Annotated in this window: 15 protein-coding genes and 1 CRISPR repeat array; of the genes, 4 read left to right on the forward strand and 11 right to left on the reverse strand. The window is 52.1% G+C overall.

From position 1 onward, the window contains the following. The 6 genes from carB to NW747_RS10175 form a co-directional block, all read right to left on the reverse strand. A complete protein-coding gene (carB, locus tag NW747_RS10150) occupies positions 1 to 3,195 on the reverse strand; it encodes a carbamoyl-phosphate synthase large subunit (protein WP_273188288.1) in 3,195 nt (1,064 codons plus the stop codon). Continuing rightward, positions 3,195 to 4,259, reverse strand: coding sequence for a glutamine-hydrolyzing carbamoyl-phosphate synthase small subunit (gene carA, locus NW747_RS10155; RefSeq protein WP_008858668.1), 1,065 nt, complete (start codon positions 4,257 to 4,259; stop codon positions 3,195 to 3,197). Before carA ends, carB begins: the two co-directional genes overlap by 1 nt. Next, on the reverse strand, positions 4,256 to 5,551 hold the full coding sequence (locus NW747_RS10160) for a dihydroorotase (protein WP_273187324.1): 1,296 nt from the start codon (positions 5,549 to 5,551) through the stop codon (positions 4,256 to 4,258). Before NW747_RS10160 ends, carA begins: the two co-directional genes overlap by 4 nt. After that, positions 5,535 to 6,500 carry an aspartate carbamoyltransferase catalytic subunit gene (locus NW747_RS10165; protein ID WP_008858666.1) on the reverse strand — a complete coding sequence of 322 codons (966 nt, stop codon included), beginning with the start codon at positions 6,498 to 6,500 and terminating at the stop codon, positions 5,535 to 5,537. Before NW747_RS10165 ends, NW747_RS10160 begins: the two co-directional genes overlap by 17 nt. A gap of 1,181 nt (positions 6,501 to 7,681) precedes the next feature. Then, the gene (locus tag NW747_RS10170) at positions 7,682 to 8,338 is read right to left on the reverse strand and encodes a hypothetical protein (RefSeq protein WP_273187326.1); all 657 of its coding nucleotides are present in this window, start codon (positions 8,336 to 8,338) and stop codon (positions 7,682 to 7,684) included. A gap of 492 nt (positions 8,339 to 8,830) precedes the next feature. Further along, positions 8,831 to 9,463 carry a Flp family type IVb pilin gene (locus tag NW747_RS10175; RefSeq protein WP_273187328.1) on the reverse strand — a complete coding sequence of 211 codons (633 nt, stop codon included), beginning with the start codon at positions 9,461 to 9,463 and terminating at the stop codon, positions 8,831 to 8,833. 1,493 nt (positions 9,464 to 10,956) lie between these two features. Here NW747_RS10175 and NW747_RS10180 point away from each other — a divergent pair. The 4 genes from NW747_RS10180 to NW747_RS10195 all read left to right on the forward strand — a co-directional run bounded on the left by NW747_RS10180 (position 10,957) and on the right by NW747_RS10195 (position 14,206). After that, complete coding sequence (locus tag NW747_RS10180; protein WP_273187329.1) at positions 10,957 to 12,804, forward strand: prolyl oligopeptidase family serine peptidase; 1,848 nt, start codon at positions 10,957 to 10,959, stop codon at positions 12,802 to 12,804. Positions 12,805 to 13,421: 617 nt separating this feature from the next. Beyond that, entirely contained in the window at positions 13,422 to 13,682 is a 261-nt protein-coding gene (locus tag NW747_RS10185; protein ID WP_273187331.1) for a type II toxin-antitoxin system Phd/YefM family antitoxin, read from the forward strand. Continuing rightward, complete coding sequence (locus NW747_RS10190) at positions 13,672 to 13,983, forward strand: type II toxin-antitoxin system RelE/ParE family toxin (RefSeq protein WP_273187333.1); 312 nt, start codon at positions 13,672 to 13,674, stop codon at positions 13,981 to 13,983. The genes NW747_RS10185 and NW747_RS10190 overlap by 11 nt, the downstream gene beginning before the upstream one ends. A 7-nt stretch (positions 13,984 to 13,990) precedes the next feature. Next, positions 13,991 to 14,206: a hypothetical protein gene (locus tag NW747_RS10195; RefSeq protein ID WP_273187335.1), complete on the forward strand. Its 216-nt coding sequence runs from the start codon at positions 13,991 to 13,993 to the stop codon at positions 14,204 to 14,206. A 232-nt stretch (positions 14,207 to 14,438) separates the two neighbouring features. Next, positions 14,439 to 14,911: direct repeats of the CRISPR family, unit length 35 nt; unit sequence GTTTTCGTCCCCATGTTTGGGGATTCTTTTTTCAC. Between the two features lie 159 nt (positions 14,912 to 15,070). On the opposite strand, the gene csm6 is transcribed toward NW747_RS10195, so the two are convergent. The 5 genes from csm6 to csm3 are packed head-to-tail and all read right to left on the reverse strand — an operon-like array spanning position 15,071 to position 20,026. Continuing rightward, positions 15,071 to 16,420: a type III-A CRISPR-associated CARF protein Csm6 gene (gene csm6 / locus NW747_RS10200; RefSeq protein WP_273187336.1), complete on the reverse strand. Its 1,350-nt coding sequence runs from the start codon at positions 16,418 to 16,420 to the stop codon at positions 15,071 to 15,073. Continuing rightward, positions 16,421 to 17,182, reverse strand: a complete 762-nt coding sequence (gene cas6 / locus NW747_RS10205) for a CRISPR system precrRNA processing endoribonuclease RAMP protein Cas6 (RefSeq protein WP_273187338.1) — start codon at positions 17,180 to 17,182, stop codon at positions 16,421 to 16,423. Further along, complete coding sequence (gene csm5 / locus NW747_RS10210; protein WP_273187340.1) at positions 17,167 to 18,336, reverse strand: type III-A CRISPR-associated RAMP protein Csm5; 1,170 nt, start codon at positions 18,334 to 18,336, stop codon at positions 17,167 to 17,169. Before csm5 ends, cas6 begins: the two co-directional genes overlap by 16 nt. Continuing rightward, positions 18,333 to 19,334, reverse strand: a complete 1,002-nt coding sequence (csm4, locus tag NW747_RS10215; RefSeq protein WP_273187342.1) for a type III-A CRISPR-associated RAMP protein Csm4 — start codon at positions 19,332 to 19,334, stop codon at positions 18,333 to 18,335. Before csm4 ends, csm5 begins: the two co-directional genes overlap by 4 nt. Then, positions 19,331 to 20,026, reverse strand: a complete 696-nt coding sequence (csm3, locus tag NW747_RS10220; RefSeq protein WP_273187344.1) for a type III-A CRISPR-associated RAMP protein Csm3 — start codon at positions 20,024 to 20,026, stop codon at positions 19,331 to 19,333. The genes csm4 and csm3 overlap by 4 nt, the downstream gene beginning before the upstream one ends. Position 20,027: the final 1 nt, after the last annotated feature.

A 20,027-nucleotide genomic window follows, 5' to 3' on the forward strand; every position in this document is an offset into this window, starting at 1 on the left:
TTACTCCTTCACATAGTCCTGGATGGCTTCTACATGGTGTTCGGCGCCGCTGGAGGCCATGACGCGGAGCACTTCCTTGGCCGTATCCAGGGAGGTAATGCAGGGGATGGCCAGTTCCACCGCAATGCGGCGCAGGTCATATCCTTCCTGCTCGATCTGGCTGCCGTAGGAAATGGTATTCAGCACCATATCCACTTTGCCCGATTTCAGATACTTTTCGCAGTTTTCCCCTTTTTCGTGAATCTTCTTGATGATTTCCACGGGGATGCCGAGGCTCTGGAAATAGGAACCGGTGCCGGAGGTGCAGATGAGGTGGTAGCCCAAGTCTACGAAGCCCTTTGCCAGTTCTGCGGTTTCCGGTTTATCCCGGTCGCTGACGGTGATGAGCACATTGGCGCCGGCGGGAACCATGAGGTTGGCTGCCACTACAGCTTTGTAGAGGGCTTCCTGGTAGGTGTGGCCGATACCCATGACTTCACCGGTGGATTTCATTTCCGGTCCCAGCTTGATTTCTACCAGTCCCAGTTTGGAGAAGGAGAAGACCGGTGCCTTGATGGCCACGTAGTTCTTCGGCGGTACCAGTCCCAGGGGCAGGCCCAGGGTATGGAGCGGTTCGCCCAGGGCCACGCGGGTGGCGTATTCCACCATGTTGATGCCGGTAATCTTGCTCATGAAGGGCACGGTACGGCTGGCGCGGGGGTTCACCTCGATGACGTAGACTTTGCCGCCTACCACGATGAACTGGATGTTTACCAGGCCTTTGACGTTCATGGCGCAGGCAATGTCTTTCGTGTATTTCGTGAGGGTGTCAATGACTTCAGGAGACAGGTGCTGGGGCGGGTACACGGCAATGGAGTCGCCGGAGTGGACGCCGGAGCGTTCGATCTGTTCCATGATGCCCGGGATGCATACGTCCACGCCGTCGGAGATGGCGTCGATTTCCACTTCACGGCCTACCATGTACTGGTCGATGAGGACGGGGTGTTCATGGGATGCCACCACCGCTTCTTTCAGGTACTGGCGAAGCTCTGCCGGGTCATAGACGATCTGCATGGCCCGGCCGCCCAATACGTAGCTGGGGCGTACGATGAGGGGATATTCCAGCTCTGCCGTTTTCTGCATGGCTTCTTCCACGCTTTCCACCAGGCAGCCCTTCGGACGGGGGATGCCCAGCTGGCCGCAGAGGGTGTCGAACCGTTCTCTGTCTTCTGCCATGTCGATGGATTCATTGGAGGAGCCGATGATGCGGATGCCTCTCTTGGCCATGGGGGTGGCCAGGTTGATGGCGGTCTGGCCGCCGAACTGGCAGATTACGCCTTCCGGTTTTTCCTTTTCGATGACTTCCATCACGTCCTGCTCAGTGAGGGGTTCGAAATAGAGGGAGTCGGAGGTATCAAAGTCGGTGGATACGGTTTCCGGATTGTTGTTGATGACGATGGATTTCTTTCCTGCCTTTTTCAAAGCCCAGGAGGCATGGACGGAGCAGTAGTCGAATTCGATGCCCTGGCCGATGCGGATGGGGCCGGAACCGAAGACGACTACAGAGCCTTTGCCCTGGGGTTTCACTTCATCTTCGGCGCCGTAGGTGGAATAGTAGTACGGAGTGTGGGCTTCAAATTCAGCAGCGCAGGTATCTACCATTTTGAAATCGGGGTGGAAAGCCAGTTTCTTTTTGAAATTTTCCACTTCCTTGACCGTCACTTCTGCAAAGTGGGCGATGGCTTCATCAGGCATCTGGATCCGTTTGGCCGCTTTCAGGGTGTCTTCGGTGAGGCCTTCCTTCAGGAGGCGTCTTTCCATTTTGATGATATTCTGGATTTTATAGATGAAGAAGAGGTCGATGCGGGTAATGCGGTTGATTTCTTCCGGTTCGATGCCGCGGCGGAGGGCTTCGGCCACCACGAAGATTCTTTCATTGTCGATGCGTTTCAGGAGGCAGCGGATATCGTAGAGGGACTGGCTGTCCAGTTTCTTCAGGTGCAGATACCCCTCTCCCACTTCCAGGGACCGGAGGGCCTTGAGGAGCGCCCCTTCCAGGGTGCGGTCCAGGGCCATCACTTCGCCGGTGGCCTTCATCTGGGTGCCGATTTCACGGTCCGCCAGGGTGAATTTCTCAAAAGGCCAGCGGGGGAATTTGCAGACCACATAGTCGATGGACGGTTCGAAGCAGGCCTTCGTATTGCCTGTAATGGCATTGGTGATTTCATCCAGATGCATACCCAGGGCTACCTTGGCTGCCACTTTGGCAATGGGGTAGCCGGTGGCTTTGGAGGCCAGGGCGGAGGAACGGCTCACGCGGGGATTCACTTCGATCACATAGTACTGGTTCGTCTTGGTGTCCAAACCGTACTGTACGTTGCAGCCCCCTTCGATCTGGAGGTAGCGGATGATATTGATGGAGGCGGTGCGGAGCATCTGGTACTGGCCGTCAGTCAAAGTCTGGGTGGGGGCCACGACAATGGAGTCGCCGGTGTGGACGCCTACGGGGTCAATGTTTTCCATGGCGCAGACAATGATGCAGTTGTCGGCGCTGTCCCGCATGACTTCAAACTCCACTTCCTTCCATCCTGCAATGGACCGTTCCACCAGGATCTGGTTGATAGGAGACAGCTTGATGCCGCGGTTGGCGATTTCTTCCATTTCATACCGGTCATGGGCAATGCCGCCACCGGTGCCGCCCAGGGTATAGGCGGGACGGATGATGACAGGGTAGCCGATTTTATCCGCAAAAGCCACGGCCGGTTCCAGTTCTTCAAAAATTTCCGATTCCGGTACGGGCTGGTGGATTTCTTCCATGGCTTCCTTGAAAAGTTCACGGTCTTCCGCATGTTTGATGGCATGGAGAGAAGAGCCCAGAAGCTTCACGTTGTATTTTTCCAGCACTCCTGCTTCGGAGAGCTGCACTGCCATGTTGAGGCCCACCTGGCCGCCCAGGGTAGCCAGCAGGGCATCAGGTCTTTCTTTCTTAATGACTTCCGTCACAAAAGGCAGGGTAATCGGTTCGATGTAGACCCGGTCCGCAATGTCCACGTCCGTCATAATGGTGGAAGGATTGCTGTTTACCAGGACCACTTCCACCCCCTCTTCCCGAAGGGAGCGGCAGGCCTGGGTGCCGGCGTAGTCAAATTCCGCTGCCTGGCCGATGACGATGGGGCCGGAACCGATGACAAGGACTTTCTTCACGTCTTTATTAATCATTTTTTAAATTCCTCCATGGCCTTGGTAAATTCAGCAAAGAGATAGAAATTATCCTTCGGTCCCGGAGATGCTTCCGGATGGTACTGCACGGCCTGGATAGGCAGGGTCTTGTGGCGGATGCCTTCGATGGTACCGTCGTTCACGCTGCGGTGAGTCACTACGATGGAGTCCGGAAGGCCTTCATCGGAAATGGCGTAGCCGTGGTTCTGACTGGTAATGTACACCCTTCCGGTGCGCAGATCCTTCACCGGATGGTTGGAGCCGCGGTGGCCGAAAGGCAGCTTGAAGGTGTGTCCCCCAAGAGCGGTGGCCAGCATCTGGATGCCCAGGCAGATGCCGAAAATGGGGCGCTTCCCGATGAGCTTCTTCACCGTATCCACTACATAGGGCACATCCTTGGGATCCCCCGGTCCGGGAGAGAGGAAAATGCCGTCGGGATTGCCTGCCAGCAGTTCTTCAGCCGATGTATGGGCAGGAAATACGTGGACCGTGCAGTCATTGGCTGCCAGGCTCACCAGGATATTCTTCTTGAGACCGCAGTCCAGAAGGGACACCTGGTATTTCCCATTTCCATAGGTATAGGGATAGGCCGTAGTCACCCGTTCTACCTGGTCCCGGTGGAGGGGCTTTGCCAGCTCGGCCTGGATGAATTCCTCGCTTCTGTCGGCACTGACGATGATGGCCTTCATGACGCCCTGGGTGCGGACCATGCGGGTCACCGCCCGGGTGTCCACATTGTAGAGGCAGGGTACATGGTATCTTTCGATGAAATCAGTAATCTTTTCCTTGCATTCCCAGTTGCTGGGATGGTCTGCAATCTGGTCCAGCACATAGCCGGCGGCTGCGGGCTTCCTGTTCTGCATGAACAGGTCGTTGGCGCCGTAGTTGCCGATTAATGGATAAGTCAGGGTCAGGATCTGTCCTTCATAGGAAGGATCCGTAAAGCATTCCTGGTATCCTGTCATGCCCGTATTGAAAACCAGTTCTCCCAGACCTTCCACCGTTCCCAGAAGGTCCCCTTCGAAACGGGCGCCGTTTTCCAAAATCAAGAGGCCTTTCATTTGAGCACCTTTCCTTCTTTCATAACCACTTCCCCATCTACCACGGTGAGGACTGCCTTTCCTTTCAGGGAAATATTTTCATAGGGAGTAAAGAGAGACTTGGTGTAGAGGTCTTCCCCGTGCACCGTCCACTCCTTCTCCGGATCAAATACAGTAATATCTGCAGGAGCGCCTTCCCTCAGCACGCCGCCTTCCACGCCCAGAAGCCTGGCAGGGTTCACGCTCATGAGCTCCACAATGCGGTCCAGCGTAAAGCCCTGCTGGTGATAAAGCACGGTCAGCGTGGAAGCCAGAGACGTTTCCAGCCCCGCAATGCCGTTGGGCGCGCAGTTGAAAGGCACATTCTTTTCCTCATTGCAGTGAGGCGCATGGTCCGTCATGATGGCATCGATGGTGCCGTCCCGGAGGCCTTCAATCAGCGCCTCCCGGTCCTCTTCACTGCGGATAGGAGGAGCCATCTTGAAAGCCGTATCATAATCCTTCAGCCATTCATCGGTGAAATAGAGATGCTGGGCCGTCACTTCCGTAGAGCAGTTCACGCCCTTCCTCTTCGCTTCCCTGATGAGGTCCACCGCCTTTTTGCTGGACACATGGGCGATATGGATATGGCAGCCCGTGAGCTCGGAAAGGAGCAGATCCCGGGCCACTGCAATATTTTCCCCTGCCGCCGGCCGTCCGGTGACGCCCATGGCATAGGACACTTTGCCTTCATTCATGAAACCGCCGCCGCACATGGTCATGTCCTCGGCGTGGTCAATCACCATTTTATGGAGCATATCTGCATACTCCATGGCCCGGCGCATGAAATTGGCATTTTCCACATAATGGCCATCATCGGAGAAAGCCACAGCCCCGTCGGCTGCCATATCTCCCATTTCAGAGAGCTGCTTCCCTTCCAGATTTTTGGAAATGGAACCGATAACGCTCACCTTCACCACGCCCACATCTTCTGCCCGCTTCTGCACATCCCGGAGGACCGCGGAATTATCGATGACAGGCTTCGTATTGGCCATGGTAGCTACCCGGGTGATGCCGCCGGCAGCAGCCGCCTCGGTGCCTGTATGGATATCTTCCTTCGCTTCCTGCCCCGGTTCGCGGAGATGCACATGCATATCAATGAGCCCCGGCGCCACCACCAGACCCTTAGCGTCAAACACTTCCACATCACTTTCCGGGACGGGGATTTCCTTTGCTATTTTCTGAATCTTTCCATTTTCTACGAGGATATCTCCCACTTCATGCTGCTTTTCTGCGGGATTTACAATGGTTCCGTTTTTAATTAAGAGCATCAATGTCTTTACCCTCCGTCAGTGTCAAATACTCCAGAGCCATACGCACAGCCACGCCGTTGCGCACTTCCTCCTGGATCCAGGACTTCTCATCATAGGCCACATCATAACCGATTTCGATGCCCCTGTTCATGGGACCGGGGTGAATCACCGCCACATCCGGTTTGCACAGAGCCAGCCGCTTCTTGTTGATGCCAAAGAGACGGGCATACTCGCGGGTGGTAGGAATGAAACCGGCAGCCGCCCTTTCCAGCTGGATACGGAGAATATTGATAGCATCCGCATCCTTCAGCGCCGTTTCCAGATCATCATCCACAATGCAGCCCATGGCCTCCAGCTCCTTCGGCACCAGCGTACGGGGTCCCACCAGATGCACCTCAGCACCCAGCTTCGTAAATCCCACGATATCGCTCCGGGCCACCCGGGAATGAAGAATATCGCCGATAATCACATACTTCATGCCCTTGATATTCTTCCCCGCTTCCTTCAGCGTAAAGAGCTCCAGAAGCGCCTGGCTGGGATGGGCATGGGCCCCGTCGCCGGCATTCAGCACCACCGGCACCTTCACCTTCGGGCTCATCACTTTGGATGCAAAAAGAGCGGCACCCTCTGACGAATCACGAATAATCACTGCATCCACTCCCATTGCGGAAACGGTAAGCAATGTATCTCGCATGCTTTCACCTTTCGTCATCGAGCTGCCGCTCTTTGTAATATTGATCACATCGGCTCCCAAATATTTACCGGCAAGCTCGAAAGAACTGCGTGTTCTGGTAGATGCTTCGGAAAACACTGTCACCATGGATTTCCCTTTGAGGAAATCTCTCTTCTTGTTGTCAGACAAAACAATCTTTTTCATCTGTGCTGCTACTTGAAGGATCCGTTCAATCTCCTCCGCTGAAAAATCAGCTAAGGCGAGAACCGAACGACCTTGTAGTGAAATCGCGCTCATGCCGGCCTCCTAATTCATAACATCAAAATAGTTATCTCTATAATCATATAGAAACAGCACCGTTTTTTCAATAGGGTAGAAAAATTAAAATCTCCTTACACGAAAACAGTGCCTCATCCATAGCTCTTGTACATATTATATGATAAAGAGGCAGAGGGTTCAAAGGGATTTGACACGCCTTCGAACGGTCAGCCGACAATAGGAAGGCCCTTTTATGGGCAGGCTAAGGGCCAACTTCGGCTGACTTGCGCATTCTATGCAGAATGCGCACATGAGGGTTGACGGGCCTTTGGCCCGAGGGTTCTTAAGGTTCGTAAGTTTGACGCGCCTTCGGCGCGAGGGTTGTGGTGGCGGCTGACGCCGCGGGTTGTGTAGAAGGGTTGCGAAGGGAAAGGTTCTTAAGATGGATGGGCCTTGGACACGCCTGCGGCGTGAGGGTTCATAGGGTTCATAGGGTTCAAAAGGTTCAGAGGGAGAGGTTCTTAGGATTGACCGGCCTGACGGCCGGAGGGTTCTTAAGTTTGACGGGGCCTTTGGCCCCGAGGGTTGTGGTATCGCCCTTACGGGCGATGAGTATTATAATGCCGCCTTTCGGCGGTCACGTCCACATCGAGTATCATAATCATTCTTACCCTCGTACATCCCTTCGCCACTTCGTGGCCCTCTTCCCCTAAAGGGGACGCAAGGACGTTACGGGATTTACCTTTCTGCGTCATACGTTATGATAAGCATTCTGCTGACTGGCTCGCTGCGCTTGCCTCCCCCTATCCGGCTTCGCCGGACTTCCCCCGCAGTTCGGTCGGTCAATCGAAAGGAAGGCCCTTTTATGGGCAGGCTAAGGGCCTACTTTGACCGACTTGCACATCCTATGCAGGATGTGCACAGGGGCAGAATAAAGCTAACGCATAGCGAAGAATAAAGTCCCCCCCCGCCGGGGGGAAGGTGGTGGCGCCAGCCACCAAAAGGGGTGCATTTCCGACGCCCGCCAGGGCGGTTGTATGGTTTTCCCACGGGCGAAGCCCGGTTGTAAAGGTTTTATCATAAGAGGGCGCCTTCTATAAATTTAGAGGCGCCCTCCACAACCCTCGCGCCAAAGGCGCGTCAAACCTAAGCCCCTTAAGAACCTTCGGCCCAGCGGGCCGTCAACCCTCAAGCCCGTCAGGGCTTGTCCCCGATCCCATTTACAAAAAAATACTGATATCCCCCTTATTGGCCCTTTCAGTGCTCACCCGGCCCTCCCTGCGGCCAAAATCTACCCAATGATCCTCGTGCCGTTCACTGATTTCCTTGGGATAAAAAATGCCATCTGTGATGACCACCTTATGGGGATAGCGCTCGTTCAGTGAATATCCGGGCCGGTAGTATCTGTCGGGCCTTTTGAAATAATCTTCCCGCAGCGCCTCGTAGGTCATACCCTGATTGGCCTCTGCAGAATAATAGGCCGCCTCAAAAGTGCCGGCATAGTAAATATGCACAAACCAGGCATCTCCATGGGGTATGCGGATGCCAAGGTCCTCTGCAATTTTCCGGCCCTTTTCACTATAGGAAGGAATGCACAGAGGTTTAGACGGGTTGTAGCACTTTCTCATCAGCTCCTCTGACAGCCCGCTGAACCGGCCCTCCCTCAGCTTATGGATCACCTCTACCGGCGATAAAGGCGAAAATCTGCCCCGGTCCGCCGCCTCCGAGAGAAGCGTGTCGGCATGGCTGAGAACAGAGCGGATAGATTCTCCCGCCTGTCCCCCTGCCCCGCCGGTATAGAAACCAAAACCCAATCCCACCACAAGGCCCAGCATGAGGGCATACTCCACCAGATTCTGTCCCTTTCTCCTGTCCATACTGTTTCCCTTTCCTTCAAAACCATCCTTCCCCTGCCCCTAAGAAGCCGGGAAGTCCCCAAATAGAAACAAAAGTACAGCTGCTGTGAAATTGTAAAAATCGATAAGACCGGCTTTTCCCTCCCCTCCCAAAAACACAACGATTTCACGTACATGGATTTATCTTTATTTTACCATAAGTCCGCATCATACTTTTTCTTTATGCACCTATAGAAAAATTTCATCCCAAAAGCTCTCCCGCCCCCCTCACTTCGACGAAAGCGAAGCGGTGTGGAGAAATCCCACTCCCTCATGGCAGCGAGAGCATGGCGGCAGGAAATCTCTCAGCCCAGAGTCTCCATAGTACTCACTTCCCCTGGCCCTGCAGCCGACATGGAACTCCCCTCGAGATGACCATGGAGCAGGCTGCCTGCTGCCATTGACCCAAAATAAAGACATACAAAAAGAGCTGCGAAGAAATGATTTACATTTTTCACAGCTCTTTTCATACCATCACTTTTGGTCCTTCGGCTTTTCATAGGTACCAGGATAAATACTCGTCATGCTGCCATTGAGCCCTTCTACATGGCCTGTGGTTGTACCATTGTATTTCTCTATCCCATTTTGATCGTAATATCCTTCATTGATGTTTATCGTAGTTTTATAGACGCCCGTACTCTCGTCCTTACCATATTTAGCAGGATTGCTCTTGTAATTATCTCTCAGCTGTTTGAAAGTGACCCAATTATTAGCCGCTGCCGAGTAGTAGGTCACCACGAAAAAGCCATTCGTATTCACCCGGGCATACCAGCCGTCGCCCTCAGGAGTCTGGATATTCAGCTTCTGGGCCAGCGCCTGGCCTTCCTCACTGTCAAAGGCAATATCCACCACACTAGCCGGCTTTCCCTTCAATATATCCGCCAGACCCTGGTATCGTCCATCGCCCAGCCGCTTGATGATATCCTCTGGAGAAGAAGCTGCAGGAAGCGATGCACTGTCCAGAAGGGAACCGGCATTATTAAAGACATTGGAAATGGAATTCGCTATCCCCCGTCCGCCATAGGAATAAATACCAAACCCGATGCCCACCACCACGGCCAGCATCAGTGCATATTCGATGATATCCTGACCCTTTTCTTTTCGCATAAGACTTCATCTCCTATCCTGTAAAAACAGGCAATGTCTCTTTCTGTCCCTATTATAACATACCCCGGCTATCTCATGGACACACCCTGCGGGCGTGAGGGTTCTTAAGATGGATGGGCCTTCGGCCCAAGGGTTGTGAAGGGAAAGGTTCTTAGGATTGACCGGCCTACGGCCGGAGGGTTCTTAAGTTTGACGGCCCTTCGGGCCGAGGGTTGTGGTATCGCCCTATCGGGCGATGAGTATGAAGTCAGCGTTACGGATTTACCTTTTTGTATCATACGCTATGATAGGAATTCTGCTGATTGGCTCGCTGCGCTCACTTCCCCCGCAGTTCGGTCGGTCAATCGAAAGGAAGGCCCTTTTATGGGCAGGCTAAGGGCCTACTTTGACCGACTTGCACATCCTATGCAGGATGTGCACAGGGGCAGAATAAAGCTAACGCATAGCGAAGAATAAAGTCCCCCCGCCGGGGGGAAGGTGGTGGCGCCAGCCACCAAAAGGGGTGCATTTCCGACGCCCGCAGGGCGGTTGTAAAGGTTTTATACAAACTGGCGCCTTATATAAATTTAGAGGCGCCCTCCACAACCCTCAGCGGCATAGACGCTGTCAAACTTAAGCCCCTTAAGAACCTTCGGCCCATCGGGCCGTCAACCCTCAAGCCCGACAGGGCTTGTCCATAAGGCGCCAGCCACCAAAAGGGGTGCATTTCCAACGCCCGCAGGGCGGTTGTATGGTTTTCCCACGGGCGAAAGCCCGGTTGTAAAGGTTTTTTATAAAAGGGCGCCTTATATAATTTAGAGGCGCCCCACCACAACCCTCAGCGGCATAGCCGCTGTCAAACTTAAGCCCCTTAAGAACCTTCGGCCCATCGGGCCGTCAACCCTCAAGCCCGACAGGGCTTGTCCATAAGGCGCCAGCCACCAAAAGGGGTGCATTTCCGACGCCCGCAGGGCGGGTGTATGGTTTTTTCATAAGAGGGCGCCTTCTATCAATTAGAAGGCGCCCTACAACAACCCTCGCCCCTAAAGGGGAAACGACTCACTATGATTTGTGCGTCGCTTTGCTCCTTCAAATCATGTTCGCTGTGCACGCCAAAGGCGCGTCAAACTTAAGCCCCTTAAGAACCTTCGGCCCGAAGGGCCGTCAACCCTCAAGCCCCATAGGGGCTTGTCCCTATGGCGCCCTCCACAACCCTCAGCGGCATAGCCGCTGTCAAACTTAAGAACCCTCGGGGCGATAGCCCCGTCAAACTTTAGAACCCTCAAGCCCGTCAGGGCTTGTCCCCAATAAATTTCCTCAAGGTCAATATCTTCCGTCACCTTTAAACTTCAGCCCCTTTGATGTATAATGACTGTATCACGTACCACCTTTCTGTATTTTGGTTTGTGGAGAATCTAAGATACATGCATGAAGGAAGCGTGATTTTTTATTTCATTTCAAAAAGCAAAGCTATGCCGCCGCATAGCCTGTTCATGTCAGATAGGGGCATTTTCATGAAACGTAAAAACAGAGTCCTTCTTTCCTTACTGGCCGCCGTCTCGCTGGCCATGGTATCCGCGCCTGCCGGGGTGTATGCATCAAATGCTGCTGCATCTTCCGTTAAAGATGCAGGCGCCCTTTCTTTTGTAACCACTGCCAAAGACGCAGTGAAACATATGGAAGCCGCCGGCTTTGTGGATACCGACGGCTCCAAGCTGCAGGCCGTCATCCTGTCCTACGACCGGGCCATTCCTGCTTCATCGGTGGATACAGACACCTACTCCATTGATGATTACGGCACCACCCTTCGCCAAGAAGACCTGACCCAGGGAAAAGACCCCGGTCAAATCAAAAAAGTCTATGTCAATGACAAGCCGGAAATGGACGCCAAAGGCGGCACCTCCTCGGGCTCTTATGTCATCATCGAAGTGAATACAGACTACCAGACCGGACGGTTCCCCCGGTCCTACGCCATTACCATGTATGCCGGCGTAACCCAGAAGAAAGCCATCCGGGCGGAAAAGGGCATCATCCTCCCATCCGATGAAGCCATTACCAACTACACGAAAGAAACCTACGTAGGCTATGACCCCCAGACAGGAAAGCCCAGGGCGCCGGAATATTACAACTACGCAAAAGAAGGCTCCTACCATATCCGGGGCATCGAAGGATACCAGCTCCATACACTGGAAAACGGCACCGCCTTCCACGCCGTCCACTGCTTCGACGAAGCCAATGGCCAGTACTGGGACCTGGACCTGCCCTACACCCTCTACGTGCCAAAAGACTATGACCCCCATAAAACCTACGGCCTGCTCCTTCACATTCATGACGCCGGCTCCATGAGCGCCGACCCCCGCCCCACCCTCACCGAATCCCAGGCCGCCTCCAACTACGCTTCTGAAGATTTCCAGAACTTCGCCAGAAAAAACGGTCTGGACGGCGTCATCGTAGTATGCCCCGCCATTCCCGAATTTTACGCCATGGACGAAGCCCATCCCCACTATGAGCTCCGAATGGCCAGGGACAACTGGACCCTGAGCTGCGCCGAACCCGCCATCTGGCAGCTCATGGACCACCTCACCCGCCAGTACCACATCGATCCCGACCGCATCTACGGCAGCGGCCAGTCCATGGGCGGCATGACCATCATGGCCATGGCGGCCCAGCGGGACAACTATTTCGCCGCCCTCCTGCCCATGAGCTGCAAATGGGGCAACAACTTCAACAAAGACTACCCCTTCAACGGCACTGCCTATTACAACATGCCTGCCGACGGCACCATCGTATGGCAGAAAGACAGCCACGGAAATCCGGTGAACTACAACAACTGGCTCTACATGGTATCCGACGACAACATCCTCTACCTCAATACGGCCCAGGAAAATACGGAATACCGGGTACTCTACCAGGACCTCGCCGGCCTGACCATCCCCCGGGAAGAACTCCTCCTCGACAGCACCACCACCGCCAGGAAACGGAACGCATCCATCCGCCGCCTCACCGCAAGGCCCAATGAAACAGGCATCTACCAGGCCGTCCTCACCGGCAGCGTCAGCCATATGTCCGCCTGGTTCTACGGCCACGGCACACCGGCCTGCTACGAATGGCTGCTGAAGCAGACAAGAAAAACAGAAATGGCCCGCTCCAAACTGCCCCTGAACCGCCCCTTCGCCCTGGCAGACCAGCAGAAAAAAGACGCCGACCACATTTACTCCGTGGACCGGGAAGATCCCTCCCGCATCGTCTACTACCCCACCGGCCGCCCCGGCGCCGGTACCGAAGGATACAACTCCCCCGTCACCGCCCTGGGCTCCAAAGCCAGCCTCCCGCCCGGATGGACCCCCTCCGGTAAAGACTGAGGAAATACGAAATCCCGGGCAAGTCCCTGCCCCTCCCTGTTCCGCTTTCCCTCTATGAAACAGATGAAACCAGAAACTGTGCCTTTCCCCTTATGATGGTCATAACACATGGCAGGGACAGGCAATGAACGATGGGATCTAAGTTAAAAAAATATGTCATACTGCAAAAGGCGCCCTGTCAAAGGCGTCTTTTGTCATTTCTCATGATTTTCTTCCGCCGGTGGGCAGCCCCCCGGCCGGATGGAAACTACGGTTTTCCCCTCTTTTCTGATTTCAAGGGTATACGATGCAGACACTGCTGGATGATTTGGATATAATTGAGCTTTACCAACAGCCAGGCAAAGCCTATCATCTTTCAGAGATAACAAAGAAGCAGATGGCTCTGTATGATGCAATGAGAGTCGCAACCCGAAATAGATATAATTTCACGGGATTTCAGGCCTTAAGAACCCTCGGCCCTAAGGGCCGTCAACCCTCACCCCTAAAGGGGAAACGACTCACTATGATTTGTGCGTCGCTTTGCTCCTTCATATCATGTTCGCTGTGCACGCCAAAGGCGTGTCCATTTTATCTACCACAATTATGGTATAATAATTCCATAGAAAGGATGTGATTTTATGCCCAAGATTATCCCCATCAAAGACCTGAAGGACACCGGAAAAATGTCTGAACTCTGCCACAGCTCCCATGAACCGGTTTTTGTTACGAAAAACGGCTACGGAGACATGGTGCTTATGAGCATGGAAGTGTACGAAGAAATGCGCCGAAAAGAAGGCCTCTACCGGGAACTGGAAACTGCTGAAGCCCAGATAGCAGAAGGCAAGGTGGCACCGGCCAGAGAAGCACTGGCGGAATTGAGGAAGAAATATGGTCTATAAACTTCTGATCGCTGAGCAGGCAGAGAAGCAAATCGAAAAGGCCATCGCATATGTAACTGAAGTACTGAAAAATCCGAAAGCCGCTGCTGATATTCTGGACGATATTCTCCACGTCTACAATACCCTGGAAAAGGATGCTGCCAGCTTCGCCTTTTGTGAGGATAGTTACCTTCGTGCAAAAGGATACCGCAAATTCTCTCTTTATAAACATGACTACATTGTTATTTATCGCGTTAATGAAGATATTGTTTATATAGCAGGCTTTTTCCATATGCTTGAAAACTACAGAATGAAATTATAATAAATGAATGCAAAAGGCAGGAAGTGCTCCGACACTTCCTGCCCTTTTGTACTTCCAGGAGAAAGACGCCGACCACATTTACTCCGTGGACCGGGAAGATCCCTCCCGCATCGTCTACTACCCCACCGGCCGCCCCGGCGCCGGTACCGAAGGATACAACTCCCCCGTTACCGCCCTGGGCTCCAAAGCCAGCCTCCCGCCAGGATGGACCCCCCTCCAGTAAGGACTGAGGAAATCATCATTGACACACAAAAACCTCTTATTTCCCTGCGTGAAATAAGAGGTTTTTTATATTTTATCGATTCAAGCAACTCCTTCCACCCTTTCCGAAGGATTTTCGACCGCAGTTTTATTTTCACCGCTGATAATATACCGCTCCTTTTCAAAGTCCAGCTTGGCTACCGGTTCCATCAAGGGTAGGCAGTCTCTCCTACAATCAAAACCACACAAGTCTTTTCCTCGTCCCCATGTTTAGGGATTCTTTTTTCACACGTGTTCACAACGTACACCGATAGCGGTGACGTGATGAAGTTTTCGTCCCCATGTTTGGGGATTCTTTTTTCACCGGCGGCACCGTCAAGATGGACGGCATTTGCCCGTTTATGTTTTCGTCCCCATGTTTGGGGATTCTTTTTTCACAGGATGGAAATTGTAAATGATAATACCGTAGTACTTTATAGTTTTCGTCCCCATGTTTGGGGATTCTTTTTTCACTTGACGAAAACGGACGAAACGTCCTTGCCTCTGTAGCGTTTTCGTCCCCATGTTTGGGGATTCTTTTTTCACCCGTTCATCTACGGCGGTAGGGGGATTTCCCATGTATTGTTTTCGTCCCCATGTTTGGGGATTCTTTTTTCACAAGGTTAGACGAATTGGAAGAAATGGAGTTTTATGTTTTCGTCCCCATGTTTGGGGATTCTTTTTTCACAGCAGGCCCGGGCTGCCCCACGGGATGGGCTCTCTATGGCCCTTTTGCGGCGGGGATTTCCAATTGATTGGAATTCTCATTATTTTCACCCTTTGACCTTCTGTTTTCTTAGATTTCATGCCTATCGGCGGAGATTTTTATTCCTGTCGTCTTTTCTGACTATTCACTCTGCCTGAGGCTCTCTATGATTTTATCATTTAAACTGTCATAGGTCCATGGAATATCTCTTCCCATAATCAGCCGGGCTGCTTCATGAAGTAAAGAGATAATATCCTTTGCCCGCAGCCCGCCAGGTATACCAGGCGATTTGTCCCAGCTTTCTGCCGTGGCTTTCTGTATCATTTCATCATCCAGATTCGTGATTTCGTGGGCCACCAGGTTTCTGGTTCTTTCTTCCACCACTCGAAGGCAGGTGAAAATGCGGGTAATCCTTTCATGTCCGCTGTTCCCCTTCAAATCATTGTTTTGCAGATATTCGCAAATCATGACCATGGTGCTGAAGTATAAAGGGCCATCGCGGAAGGTATTTCCCAGCTGTGTTTCCAGATAAGCCAGGAGTTTGGGATATTGCCGATTCAGCAGGTACCTTTTGACATAGTACTTTACATTTCTTTTCTTATCGCAGCAGTCCTCCAGGTGGAAGCAGGTCAGTTTTTTCATATATTTAATTCCTAAATCCATCAATACCGGTGACAGCTTGACCACAAATTCAGGATACTGCTTTTTTCTCTCACGAAGCTCCATGACCTGGAAATATTCTGAAAAATCATCGGGGCTGGCAATGAGCGGTTTCCCTTTGTATTGGGAAATGACCTTATTAGCCTGACGCCAAAGAAGGTCTCTCCGATACATGGCATGGTGGAGCATTTTTTTGGTAGTATCGGAAAAAAGGGTGGGATTCAGTCTCACCAGTTCATAGGCGCCGGCATATTCGTAGTTTCTTACAAGGGACTCGATCTGCATGGAAATCCCATGCCGTTTCAGCAGAAGCAGCGGCGGCTCTTCGCAGCGGTCAGGCGCCCCTTCCTCATTATCTTCATTGCAGTCCAGCATTTCCACCAGTTCTTCACTGGTCCGGCAGGGATGGTTGTCGCGGTTCGAGCTTCCTTCCGGGCTGTGTACCTGGATGGCTTTCGCTTTTGGATAGTCCAGCGCCAGAAGAGCCATGACCGTCTTAATCTGAGGCGTGCCGGAACTTACATTGAGAAGCCATTCTGCACCAGGATTCTCTTCATAGGCCCTGGCAAAGTCTTCCTGCATAACAGTCAGGTTTTCATACTCTTGAGGCTCTGTAATGCCGCTCTTGATATAAGTAATGGACGTATCTGGTGAGACAGAGTGTATGCCTTTTGTATAACAGGCCATATCTTCTTCTTTTTTCTCCATATCCGCCGTCAGAAAAAGAATCACTTTATCTACCTTATAATGCCGCAAAATATGAAGAATGGCACCATCGCGATAGCCTCTTACCGGGTCTGTATCACCGGCAGGGGTAAATAAAATACGCATTTATTTCACCTCTCTAAAAAATGAAATCTCCGCCTCTGTCCCGCCCATGCCAAGAGCCGTTTTCATGCCTGTCCCTGCATAGGTTGCAAAGTCCGCCAGCACCGCTGTGAGTCGGGAAGCCATATCATTCCGGAAAAGGCCATAAGACACATCTCCCCGGAAAGCCCGGATTCTCCTGCCTTCCAGCGAGAAAGGGTGCATGTGCAAATGGTAATCTACCACCTGCATTTCTTCATCCAGCTGATCCGCCGTGCGGTCAGAATCAATGAGGGAACTGTCCGTATAGACATTCCATTTACTCACCAGATTTTTCAATATAAGGTAGGGGAAAGGAAAAACAGCATAGCCTCCCTGGGTCTTACAGGAGGTGGAAGTCAGAAATCGGAAATGGATATGATGAATTTTATTATGATTCAGTACATATTTAGACTCTATGTCTCCGAAAGTCTCCTGCCTGACAACGCGGAAATGGGACAGTTCCAGGTCATAGTCTCTCTGCTTCAGGCGATATCGGTTCTTACTAAGCAGGGGATAAATCAGTCGTTCAAAGGCTTCATCGGTAATGGTCTGTATACGCCATACCGGTTTTCCCTCTACCACAGTGACATACTGGCTGTAGGGCCGTACCTGCTGGGTATGCATTTCCTGTGCCCAGGATGAGTCCGTCCTTTCCATCAGGAGTCCCTGGAGGAGAGATCCCATGGACTGATTCAGCTTTTCCCCCGCCGGAAGAGTCAGCTCAAATTCTACCTGTCTGAGCATAGTGGTTTCTCCCCATCCAGATAGCAGAGGCCCATGAGATAGTTCCGCCCATCCACCTCTGACAGTTTCAGGGCATGAGGTGAAATTTCCGTATCCCACCCATGATGGCCCCTCTTGAACATGTTCTCCATGAGCTTTCTGACCACGTACACCGCATCCTCTTTGTTCGGCGCCAGAGCATATACCAGTGTTTTGGAAATGTATCCGGCACCGCCTCCCAGGACCAGGTCCGCATTCTTGGCCCCCTTTATATCATGAAGCTCATCCGTTGCGAAAGACTCAAAAGGTTTCTTCAGGATTTCATACTGGAATTTGACAAACTCTCTGAGTACGTCCACAAAATCTTTGAAGTTATGAATTCCAAAATGACCCATGGCTGATGCATCGTCATCAAGGCCAAGAGTAAATTCCAGAGTAGAATCGGCCTTAAGGGTTTCCCGGAACAGAGACACCTCATGGGTGCGGAAGGTATGAAGGCCCAGGTCTGTCTTAGGCACAACGCACAGGCCGCCATTGACCAGCCTGGCATCACTGACCGTAAGCCCCCGGAAATAGCTTTTCACCATGTCCCTTTTCCCGTTTTTATCCATAGGAATGGCCGCCTCTCTTTCCAGGTTATCCATGGCTTTTCCCATGTCTCTTTTATTTCCGGCAGCTCTCCTGATATTTTCCCAATCCTTGCTGTATGCGCCGCGATTCTGCAGAATATGATGAGCCAGAATGGCGGTACGGAAAGCTCCTTTTAAAGAAGAGCCGGGAATATAGGGATTTCCCCTGGCATCCAGCACAAATCCGGCTATATCACCGGGCCCTTTATCCCGATTTCCAAGATAGGGCTCCGTACGAAGGATAGCTTCTTCCTGTTTCATGGCATGCATTATGTTTCCTATACTGCCATATTCCCTGCACAGCCTGTCCTGATGAGACAAATAGCCAAACAGATTCAGATGGAATGGATTGGCCAAAAGTGCATTAGAAAAATCTTCCATGATTCCATGACGGCCAAGAAAGCGAATCCATCCTGATTCATCAAGGAAATGTACTTCTCCTGCCCTTTTATCGTAAATGTACTCGCTCTTTTTAAACTTTTCGCCGCTCCCCACAAAGACCGGCGACAAGCACACCAGCGATACCTTCCAATAATGCATACTCATTTCGGCACCCCCAGATACAGTCCTTTCCCATAGCGGTACACCGGATGACTGACTGCCCCGGTGCTGACGTCCGCCACCCGGCCATGGAGACGGGACGAGAAGCAGCTGCCCGATGACAGCATATAGACTGATTTTGTTTTGACAGGACTTTCCATGCCCGGTGTCCAGGTAAAGCCGCTCCGCTGTACCCAGAGCCCTGAACCGCGAGATGCTTCCTCTATTTCATCATCTGCCGGAAGAAATACGGATAATGCCATCTGACAATCGGTCTTTCCATCTTCCAAAAGTTTGGCCAAGGACGCTTCATCCTCATTATCGCTTTTAGAGGAAAGGGAAATCCCATCCTGCTCCTTTATAAAAGTTCCCATGCCACTTGATTTTCTGCCACCGATTCCCGCCATACCTGTCAAGCCAATCAGTGACTCCAGCCACTCCCAATCAGCGGGATTTTCCAAACGGACCAGCACATACAAACCGGAATGGGGAGCGAAAAAATAGGAACCAGCAGAATAGGGTGTCCTCGTTCTTCCGTTAAAATGCACCACGGACAGGGCCTCTCCAAAAACAGGCTCCTCCTCCAGGGATGCAGAGCCATAGCGCAGATCATCTATATAAAGACCCAGATCAGAAGCCTTGAGGAAAGCTCTCTTTTTGCTTTTCTTACGGAAAGAAGACATGCTCCTTGCCTTTTGCAGAGACTCTACCTGCATGTCTTTCGCAGGAATAGAAATCACAGGCTTGGGAATATACCATTCATAAATCCCATCTCTCCGAACCCAGGGAAATAAGTCAGAAAAAGCGATTTCCTCATGATTCACCTTTTGAACCAGCTTATCCAGCATCTGTCCACCCAGCCGGGCCGCTTCACTGCAAAGGGCGCTGAAAAAGGTGTCCGCCCTGCAGATGGGCTGCACCGCATCCAGTCCTCCCCCGCCGGATGCATCGCCAAAATGGACAGGAGCCGTAAATTTCAGGGGAAGAATGATATAGGTACTCATAAGGAAGCACTTTCAAACTGACCGGCCAGTTCTGCATCCGGTTTCGCTTTACCCGTATGAGCATCCACCCTGGTCACAGAAAAACCGGAGAAAGCCACTCGTCCATACCCCCGGGAACCATGACCGCCCAGATAGTCCAACTGAAGCAGACGGAAGCCATCTCTGAGCGCATCCATGTCTTGCGTAAAATCTGCTTCCTTTTCCAAGTTGTAGACCAGCCGGAAATCAAACTGCATGCCCGCCGGTACCCTTTCAATCTGCCTTGGATTGGCCACACCGGTAGCACGATTGATGGTATTTTCAAATTTCACTTCTCCCAGATAGGTATCCGTATCCAGGCTGGAAAACTGCTTTATCGATGTGTCCTTCACAAAGGAATCAGAAAACTGGAGTCGGGAGAAAAGAATGTGATTCTTCTGGGCGGAGCCAAAAAGGCGAAGCACCACTTCTTCATCATTGTCCGGAGAATTGCCTATACCACCGCCATTCCTCGTTTTAGCCAGAAGGGTACGCATTTTCCCTTTCACCGAGCTTCCCGGAATCATGGGCTGTTTGGTGAGAGGGTCCCGCACAAATACACTGTCTACGGCACCGATAGGAGCATAATCACTGGAACCGCCGATATGAAGGCCGGTTTTCACAGTCAATACTGCGCGAATAATCACCTTTTCTAAAAGCTGTGTCTGTTCCATG

The organism is Dialister succinatiphilus (assembly GCF_928721695.1).
GTDB classification, from domain to species: Bacteria; Bacillota; Negativicutes; order Veillonellales; family Dialisteraceae; genus Dialister; species Dialister succinatiphilus.